The 8716-nt window shown below is 62.9% G+C and carries 8 protein-coding genes and 1 pseudogene; all 9 read left to right on the top strand.

Annotated features, from left to right (window positions below; genetic code table 11):
* Nucleotides 1–543: 543 nt before the first annotated feature.
* Nucleotides 544–2424 (top strand): penicillin-binding protein 2, encoded by a 1881-nt coding sequence (mrdA, locus tag LJE91_13810; GenBank protein ID MCG6869755.1) that lies wholly within the window; start codon nt 544–546, stop codon nt 2422–2424.
* Nucleotides 2425–2465: 41 nt separating this feature from the next.
* Nucleotides 2466–3554: a rod shape-determining protein RodA gene (gene rodA, locus LJE91_13815; GenBank protein MCG6869756.1), complete on the top strand. Its 1089-nt coding sequence runs from the start codon at nt 2466–2468 to the stop codon at nt 3552–3554.
* Complete coding sequence (mltB, locus tag LJE91_13820) at nt 3551–4600, top strand: lytic murein transglycosylase B (protein MCG6869757.1); 1050 nt, start codon at nt 3551–3553, stop codon at nt 4598–4600. The genes rodA and mltB overlap by 4 nt, the downstream gene beginning before the upstream one ends.
* Nucleotides 4601–4715: 115 nt before the next feature.
* Nucleotides 4716–5081: pseudogene (locus LJE91_13825) on the top strand (septal ring lytic transglycosylase RlpA family protein).
* Nucleotides 5082–5177: 96 nt separating this feature from the next.
* Nucleotides 5178–5393, top strand: coding sequence for an SPOR domain-containing protein (locus tag LJE91_13830; protein ID MCG6869758.1), 216 nt, complete (start codon nt 5178–5180; stop codon nt 5391–5393).
* 590 nt (nt 5394–5983) lie between these two features.
* On the top strand, nt 5984–7120 hold the full coding sequence (locus tag LJE91_13835) for a D-alanyl-D-alanine carboxypeptidase (GenBank protein ID MCG6869759.1): 1137 nt from the start codon (nt 5984–5986) through the stop codon (nt 7118–7120).
* Nucleotides 7108–7992, top strand: a complete 885-nt coding sequence (locus tag LJE91_13840) for a D-amino acid aminotransferase (protein ID MCG6869760.1) — start codon at nt 7108–7110, stop codon at nt 7990–7992. Before LJE91_13835 ends, LJE91_13840 begins: the two co-directional genes overlap by 13 nt.
* Before the next feature lie 93 nt (nt 7993–8085).
* Complete coding sequence (locus LJE91_13845) at nt 8086–8355, top strand: DUF493 domain-containing protein (GenBank protein MCG6869761.1); 270 nt, start codon at nt 8086–8088, stop codon at nt 8353–8355.
* 71 nt (nt 8356–8426) lie between these two features.
* A partial coding sequence (gene lipB, locus LJE91_13850; protein ID MCG6869762.1) for a lipoyl(octanoyl) transferase LipB occupies nt 8427–8716 on the top strand: 290 nt, incomplete at its 3' end.

Consider the following 8716-nt stretch of genomic DNA (forward strand, 5'->3'; position numbering starts at 1 on the left):
ATCTACTGCGCTGATGGGAGAGCGGCCAAAAAATCCCCGATTCCTCGTTGCGTAGGCCCACTATGCGCCTCGAAATCGTGAACTTTTTGTCTCGCTCTCCCACCATGCTCGCTACGATCGCCTAAATCCGACAGGCTCCTAAGTGCTCTGTCCAACTGAACTCGCAATGATCAGTTGGACAGAGCACTAGCCGGCGTCGCTTCGCTCGCGGATTTTTGTCGGACGTTCGCTTCCCCGCGGCGAGGGGTATGACGCGGATGTCTGTAGCCTTTCGAATTTCGGTCTATACTCCACAAAATTTTTACTGTTGGATCGCGATTCCGGGAGTTTCACGGCAAGGTGAACGGGGATCGGCGGCGTCATTGACCTCCATCTGAATCGGTCGGCGGCTTTGGCGGCGGGTGTTCCCCGTTTCGAAGCCTAGAGGGCGAGCCGCAGCGCGGCGGATCGAGGGCTTTTCCGGGCGATGTGTCAGGTGCGCACCCGCGGCGCTTTACGATAACGGGTTCTTCGCTTCGGGTGCGCTCAATTGCATGGGACCTTATGCCTTTTCCGGGTACCCGCAGAAGTAGGGAACATCTCAAGGATCCATCCGCGGAGCGGCGCCTGTTCGCCTCGCGGGCCCTCGCCGCCGCGATTCTGGTCGGCGGTCTGATCTCGGCGCTGGCCGGGCGCCTGGCCTGGCTGCAGATCGTCAGCTACGAGCATTTTTCCACCCTGTCGACGGACAACCGAGTACGCGTCGTTGCGTTGCCGCCTCCCAGAGGAGCAATCTACGACCGCAACGGCGTCCTGCTGGCGGGGAACCGGGCGAACTATCGCATCGAAATTGCACCTTCCCACGTCGGGGACATCGACCATGTCGTCGAGCGGCTCTCGGGGATCATCGATCTTACCGAGGCGGACGTCGAGCGCTTCCGCAAGGAAGTCAGCAGAAAGCGTTCGTTTCAGCCGGTCCCGCTGCGATTCAATCTGGATGAAGACGAGGTCGCGCGTTTCGCGGTGCACCGCCACGAGTTTCCCGGTGTGGACATCGCGGCGCGGCCGGGACGCTACTATCCGCAGGGTAAAACCGGCGTTCACGCACTGGGATACGTCGGCCGTATCAACGATCGCGATCTGAAGCGCGTCGACCGGGACAACTACCGTGGTACCACCCACATCGGCAAGCTCGGTGTCGAGAAGCGTTACGAGGACCTGCTGCATGGCAGGGTCGGTGTGCAGCGGCTGGAAATCAACGCCCAGGGCCGCACCCTGCGGGTGCTCGATGAGCAGCTTCCCGTTCCCGGGAGCGACCTGGTCATCTCGCTCGACACCAATCTGCAGCGGGTCGCCGAGCAGGCGCTGGTCGGCTCCAGGGGGGCGGTGGTCGCGCTGGATCCCCGCACCGGGGAGGTGCTCGCGCTGGCGAGCAACCCCGGCTACGATCCAAACCAGTTCGTCAACGGCATCAGCTCGGCGCGTTACCGTGAGTTGTCGGACGACCCCGAACAGCCGCTGTTCAATCGTGCTCTGAGCGGACAGTATCCCCCGGGCTCGACGATCAAGCCGCTGATGGCGCTGGCCGGCCTGGACTACTCCGTCACCACGGCCGAGCGCACCATCCAGGCGGGGGCCTACTACCGCCTGCCGAACGGCAAGCGCCGGTATCGTGACTGGAAACGGGGGGGCCACGGGAAGGTGGACCTGAACAAGTCCATCGTCCAGTCCTGCGACGTCTATTTCTACGATCTCGCCTACCGGATGGGTATCGAGCGGATGCACGACTTCCTGGAGCGCTTCGGGCTCGGTTCGCGGACCGGCCTCGATTCCACCGGAGAGGCGGGTGGCCTGCTGCCATCACCGGCCTGGAAGCGCAGTGCCCATGGCCAACCCTGGTTCCCGGGCGAGACGGTGATCTCCGGGGTTGGGCAGGGCTACATGCTTGCGACCCCACTGCAGCTTGCCGCGGCTGTCAGTACGATCGCTACCCGGGGGCAGCGGGTGCAGCCGCGGCTGCTGCGCGCGGTACGCAGGCAGGGATCGAACGGCTTCGAGCCCGTCGGACCTGTCAGGCTCGAACCGGTTCGGCTTGCAGCCGACGGGTACTGGGACCAGATCGTCTCCGCGATGGTCGGGGTGACCCGCAAACGGAATGGTACGGCCTGGCGCATGGGTCATGACGCGCCGTACACCATCGCGGGCAAGACCGGTACGGCGCAGGTCTTCGGTCTCGAGGAGGGAGAGAAATACGACGGGGACACGGTGTCCGACAAACTGCGCGACCACGCCCTGTTCGTCGCGTTCGCGCCGGCCGAGGATCCGCGGATCGCAGTGGCAGTAATTGTCGAGAATGGCGGCCACGGCGGTTCGGTGGCGGCTCCCGTGGCGCGCAGGGTGATGGACTATTATCTCCTCGGCAGCACGGGTGGTACCGGGATCTGAATGACGTGATACCGATCGAGCACTTCGAGGACCGCAGGGGAATGGGGGACACGCTTCAGAATTTGTTGCGCGTCGATTTCCCGTTGCTCGGCGCCATTGCGCTGCTCTCGGCGCTCGGATTCCTGATCCTGTATAGTGCCGCCGACGAGAATATGGCACTACTCATGCGTCAGGGTGTTCGACTGGGTGCCGGTCTCATCGTGCTGATCGTATTGTCGCGCATTCCGCCCGACAGGCTATCCCTTTGGTCGCCCTGGATCTACGGGGCGGGATTGATCCTGCTCCTCTGGGTGCTGTTCGCAGGCGAGAGCGGCAACGGCGCGCAGCGGTGGCTGGATCTCGGCGTAATCCGGTTTCAGCCCTCGGAGGTCATGAAGCTCGCGGTGCCAATGGTGCTGGCCTGGTATTTTTCCGAGAAGTCCCTGCCGCCGGGAATCAAGCAGCTTGGTGTCGCGGCGGCGATCGTCGCGGCACCGGCCGTGCCGATCGCCATTCAGCCGGATCTCGGCACGGCGCTGCTGGTCTGCGCCGCGGGACTGTTCGTGATTTTCTTCGCCGGCATCAGCTGGCGCCTGATCCTGATCCACGGTGTCCTGACGGCGGCGGCCGCCCCGCTGTTGTGGCACTTCATGCACGACTATCAGCGCATCCGGGTCCTCACCCTGCTGGACCCGGAACGCGATCCTCTCGGCTCGGGTTACCACATCATTCAGTCCAAGATCGCGATCGGATCCGGGGGGGTTTACGGCAAGGGCTGGTTGAACGGCTCGCAGTCGCAACTCGATTTCATCCCCGAGCGGTCTACGGACTTCATTTTTTCAGTTTTCGGCGAGGAATTCGGTTTTCTGGGCGCCCTCGGCCTGATGATCGTCTATGGGTTCGTCGTCCTGAGGGGCCTGTACATCGCATGCCGTGCCCCGGACACCTATTCGAGGCTTCTGGCCGGCGGGCTCAGCATGTCCTTCTTCGTCTATTTCTTCGTCAATATCGGGATGGTCTCCGGCGTTCTGCCCGTAGTGGGTGTGCCCCTGCCGCTGATCAGCTACGGAGGAACGTCGCTGGTGACCCTGATGGCCGCATTCGGTATCCTGATGTCCATTCAATCACACCGCCGGTTGCTGACACGTTGAACAAGAACCGAACCGTCCGCGTACCGACCCCGCTGCAAGGATTCGTGGCCCTGGTTTCCTTGCTCATCTTCGGACTCCCCGCGCAGGCCGCGTCACCGGCAACGTCGACCGGGTACGAGGCGCGGGAGGACGTCCGCGTGTTCATCGACGATCTCAGCCGGCGCGAGGGTTTCGACCCCGCGGATTTGTCGCGCCTGTTCGCGACGGTGGAGCGGCAGGACGGAATCCTGAAGGCGATCGCGCGACCCGCCGAGGCGAAACCCTGGTACGAGTACCGTGAGATCTTCCTGACCCCCTCTCGAATCGAGGGAGGTGCGCGGTTCTACGCCGAACATCGTGAGTCACTCGAACGCGCCTCGAAGGAATATGGCGTTGACCCGGAGGTGATCGTGGCGATCATCGGGGTCGAGACGCTCTACGGAACACGCACCGGCAAACAGAGGGTACTGGACGCACTGACCACGCTCGGATTCGACTACGAACCCAGGAAGATGTTTTTTCGCAAGGAGCTGGAGGAGTTTCTCCTGCTGTCACGCGAGGAATCCATGGATCCGCCGATGGTGAAGGGGTCATATGCCGGGGCGATGGGGATAGGTCAGTTCATCCCGAGCAGCTACCGGGCCTACGCGGTCGATTTCGACGGTGATGGCAAGCGAGATCTGTGGAACCCGGACGATGCGATCGGCAGCGTCGCCAACTATTTCAGTCGTCATGGCTGGCGCAACGGCGAGACCGTCACCGTGCCCGCGAGCGTGACGGGTGTCGGACACCGGAAACTCGTCGAGAAGGGGACCAAGCCAGCGATTCCGTCAGAGTCGCTGAAGAAAGCCGGTGTCGTCGTGGAAGGCGTCGACCTCAACGGACACAAGGTGGCGTTGCTGGAGTACGAAAGCAGCGGAGACGAAAAGGAATTCTGGGTCGGCTTCCACAACTTCTATGTCATCACAAGGTACAACCGCAGCCAGCTCTATGCGATGGCGGTGCACCAGTTGAGCGAAGAGATCGCCAGGACGGTGGAGGCAAGTCAAAAAGGTGAAAAAGAATAAACCGGTTCGAGCGCTGTTCGTTTCCATGGCGGCCGCTCTTATCGCGGCCTGTGGCGGTCAACAGGGTCTGGTCGATCAGAACGACGGGCCGGGGGTTGACACGGTGCCGGCCGATATCCCGGATGCCATACCGCACTGGGAACCCAGGAGTATGTACGGTAATCCGAAATCCTACCGGGTCAATGGCAAGCGCTATAAGACCCTCGACAGTGCCGAGGGCTTCATGGAGCGCGGCGTGGCCTCGTGGTATGGGACCAAGTTTCATGGACAGCGGACCTCCAGTGGTGAGCCTTACGACATGTACGCCATGACGGCGGCACACAAGACGTTGCCGTTGCCGACCTATGTGAGGGTCACCAATCTCGAGAACGGCAGTACCGCAGTTCTGCGCGTCAATGATCGCGGCCCCTTTCACGACAACCGGATCATCGACCTGTCTTACACAGCGGCGACGAAGCTGGGTATCGCGCAGAACGGCACTGGACTCGTGGAGGTGCGGGCGATAACCCCGGATTCGGCTCGGGATGCGGGCGCCGCCGTTCCGCCGCCTACTCCCGCACCCGAGCTGTTCATCCAGGTGGGGGCCTTTTCCAGCCGTGGAAACGCCGAGACCCTGAAATCGACCCTGGAAGGCCACGAGATCGCGGATGTCGCGATCTACGACGGTAGCTCGAACGGTTCCGTGATCTATCGGGTCAGGGTCGGTCCGCTCGAGGATGTCGAATCGGCGGACAACGTCTACGACCGCCTGGGTTCACTGGGTCTGGGCGGCTACCGTCTGGTGATCGATTGACGGTTCGCCGCGCACTCGTGAAGCTCCGAACAACCGAGCGAGACGGATGCAAAGAAAGGCGCACGGAGCGCAGCGACCAAGACAGTTCAAGCAGATAGACGGGGAAGCGAGCACCGCGCAACGCAGCGATGCGCCGGCGCAGCCATTTGTTCAGGGCTTCCCTCATGGTGGAGGAGACATGAAACGATTACCCGTCGCGGACAGGTCTTCACGAGAAAGTGTGTGTCATATTCGTTTCGTGGCAAGGCGCGATGATGCGTAATCGCCGCTCTATTGCCAGGAATCGCAACGCCGCCACGGGACGAAGCGGGCGTGCGTGCCGGGAAAACCTGTCCGTGACGGGTATACAATCGGGCCGTTGCAGGTCCATCGCAAGCCCGCAGTGACAGCAGCCCGGTTTCAACCACAGGCCCCGCATCGTCCCGCGCCCGGCATTCCCGATGTCACCGGTCGCGCGGGGCGATGCGGGGTTCCCGAAGCCCGTGCCGCACTGCTGCGGATCCAACCTTCACCCCCGGCGGAAGCGCTCCCCGGAGTCGCGTCTGCCGCGGGTTCACCACCAGGGTAGTCAGTTAGAAATGATCCTAGAAATGCTCCGACGACATCTGCTCTTCGCTCTCGTCCTGTTCTGGCCCGCGATACTGTCCGCCGCGCACAGTCCGATCCCCGCCCCGCCGTCCTTCAGTGCATCGAGCTACATCCTCCAGGATGCGAACAGCGGCAGGGTGCTGGCGGAGAAGAACGCCGACGAGCGGCTGGAACCCGCCAGCATCACCAAACTGATGACAACCTACGTCGTCTACAAGGCACTGGCGGACGGACATATCAGTATCGACGACCCGGTACTGGTCAGCGAGAAGGCCTGGCGCATGGAAGGATCGCGGATGTTCATCGAGGTCGGCAAGCGCGTTAGCGTCGACGACCTCATCAAGGGCGTGGTGATCCAGTCCGGAAACGACGCCAGCGTGGCGCTCGCCGAGCACATCGCCGGAAGCGAGTCCGCGTTCGCCGACATGATGAACGCCGAGGCGAGGGCGCTGGGGTTGAAGAATTCGCACTTTACCAATGCCACTGGCCTACCGGGCGCGGACCACTATATGTCCGCGCGGGACATCGCGACCCTGTCCGCAGCGCTCATTCGGGATTTCCCCGAGGAATACGAGGTCTATTCGGAAAAGAATTTCGACTTCAACGGCATCACGCAACATAATCGAAACAAGTTGTTGTGGAGCGACGATTCCGTGGACGGTCTGAAGACCGGTCACACCAAGTCGGCCGGCTTTTGTCTTGCCGCCTCTGCGGTGCATGACGGGATGCGATTGATATCTGTCGTGATGGGAACCGGCAGCGAGCGCGCCCGCGCGACGCACAGTCAGGCTCTTCTCAGCTACGGTTTCAGGTTCTACGAGACGCACCGCATCTATGAGGTCGGGGAGGAACTCGCGTTGCCGCGGGTCTGGAAGGGCGAACAGGAAAACGTTCCGGTGGGCCCCGAGGAGACCCTTTACGTCACGATTCCCCGCGGCCAGTACGACAACCTGAAGGCCAGGATGGAACTGGGCGCCCGGGTCATGGCCCCGCTGGGGCGCGGACAGCCCGTCGGTGAGGCGGTGGTTTCCCTGGAAGGTGAGGAGATCGAGCGGCAGCCGCTGGTGGCCCTGCAGCCGGTTCCAGAGGGTGGATTGTGGCGTCAGGCCGTCGACACCGTTCTGCTTTGGCTCGAGTAGTCGCGCAGTTCGCAGCGGATGTCAGGCCCGCCTATCTGGACGGGCGTTACCTGCCCCTGTCCGAGGCGTGCGTCTCTCCACTCGACCGGGGCTTTCTGTTCGGTGACGCGGTCTATGAGGTGATCCCGGTCTATGCGGGGATGGCGTTCCGGCTGGAAGAACATCTACGGCGTCTGGGCCGGAGTCTTGCGCAGACCCGCATTCCCCTGCCGTGCAGCGATTCCGAGTGGTGCCGGATCGTCTCTAGCCTGATCGAACAGGCCGGTGGTGGCGACCTTACCGTTTATCTGCAGGTCACACGGGGCGTGGCGCCGCGCGATCATGCGTTTCCCGACACCACGCCCACGGTGTTTGCGATGGCGGGTCCGATGAGCCAGCCGTCCGAGAAGGAGCTTCGCGACGGTGTGGCGGCGGTGACGCGCCCGGACATCCGCTGGCGACGTTGCGACATCAAGGCGACCAGTCTGATCGGCAACGTGCTGCTACGCCAGGAGGCCATCGAGAACGGCGCCGTCGAGGCCATCCTGATCCGCGAGGGGTTTGCCGTCGAAGGCGCGGCGACCAACCTGTTTATCGTGAGCAACGGTGTGATCGTCACGCCACCGAAGGGAGCGGACCTGCTGTCCGGCATCACCCGTGATGTGGTCCTGGAGCTGTTGCGGCGCAACGAACTGGACCATGAAGAGCGCCGGATACCCGAGGCCGAACTTTACACTGCCGGGGAGGTATGGATCACGAGTTCCACCAAGGAGGTCCTGGCGGTCACGACCCTGGACGGCGCCCCGGTCGGTGACGGCCGGCCCGGGTCGGTCTGGCATACCGTCCGGTCGCTCTTGCGTGAGGCGCGGGGCCGGCACGCTGCTTCCCGGTGATCGTTCTGCGCACGGGCTGGGAGCCGGCGGTGCGGGCGTGAGCGCGGGACGATAGGGAGAGTCCGCGCTCAAACAACGCCAGATAAGGTGATTATGGACGAGCGGGATGAAGACATACTGGAGTTTCCATGCGATTTCCCGATCAAGGCGATGGGGCTCTCCAGGCCGGGGTTTCGGGAACGCGTGGTAGAGATCGTCGGGAACCACGTGGCGTTCGTCTCGGAACACGCCGTCAAGAGCACGAGCAGCGCGACGGGCAAGTACACCAGCGTGACGGTGTTGATCACCGCGAGCAGTCGGGTGCAACTGGATCGCATCTACCAGGAGCTGACCGATTGCGAAGACGTCATCATGGCGCTCTGAACGGCGGTTTTCCCTTGGAACTGGTGGTAGAAAATCTAGGGCGGCGGGCATACGAGCCGGTGTGGCAAGCCATGCAATCGTTCACCGATCGTCGTGGCCCCGATACCCCGGATACCTGCTGGGTCGTGGAGCACGACCCGGTCTTCACTCTGGGTCTCAACGGCCGGCCCGAGCACCTTCTCGATCCCGGGGAAATCCCGATCGTCAGGGTGGACAGGGGCGGTCAGGTCACCTACCACGGACCCGGACAGGTGGTGCTGTACCTGCTGCTTGACCTGCGCCGTCTGACGATCGGCGTACGCCGGCTGGTCACCGCTATGGAATGGGGTGTGATACGCTTCCTCGCACCGTATGGCGTGGA

This window comes from Gammaproteobacteria bacterium, assembly GCA_022340215.1.
In the GTDB taxonomy this organism is placed as follows: domain Bacteria; phylum Pseudomonadota; class Gammaproteobacteria; order JAJDOJ01; family JAJDOJ01; genus JAJDOJ01.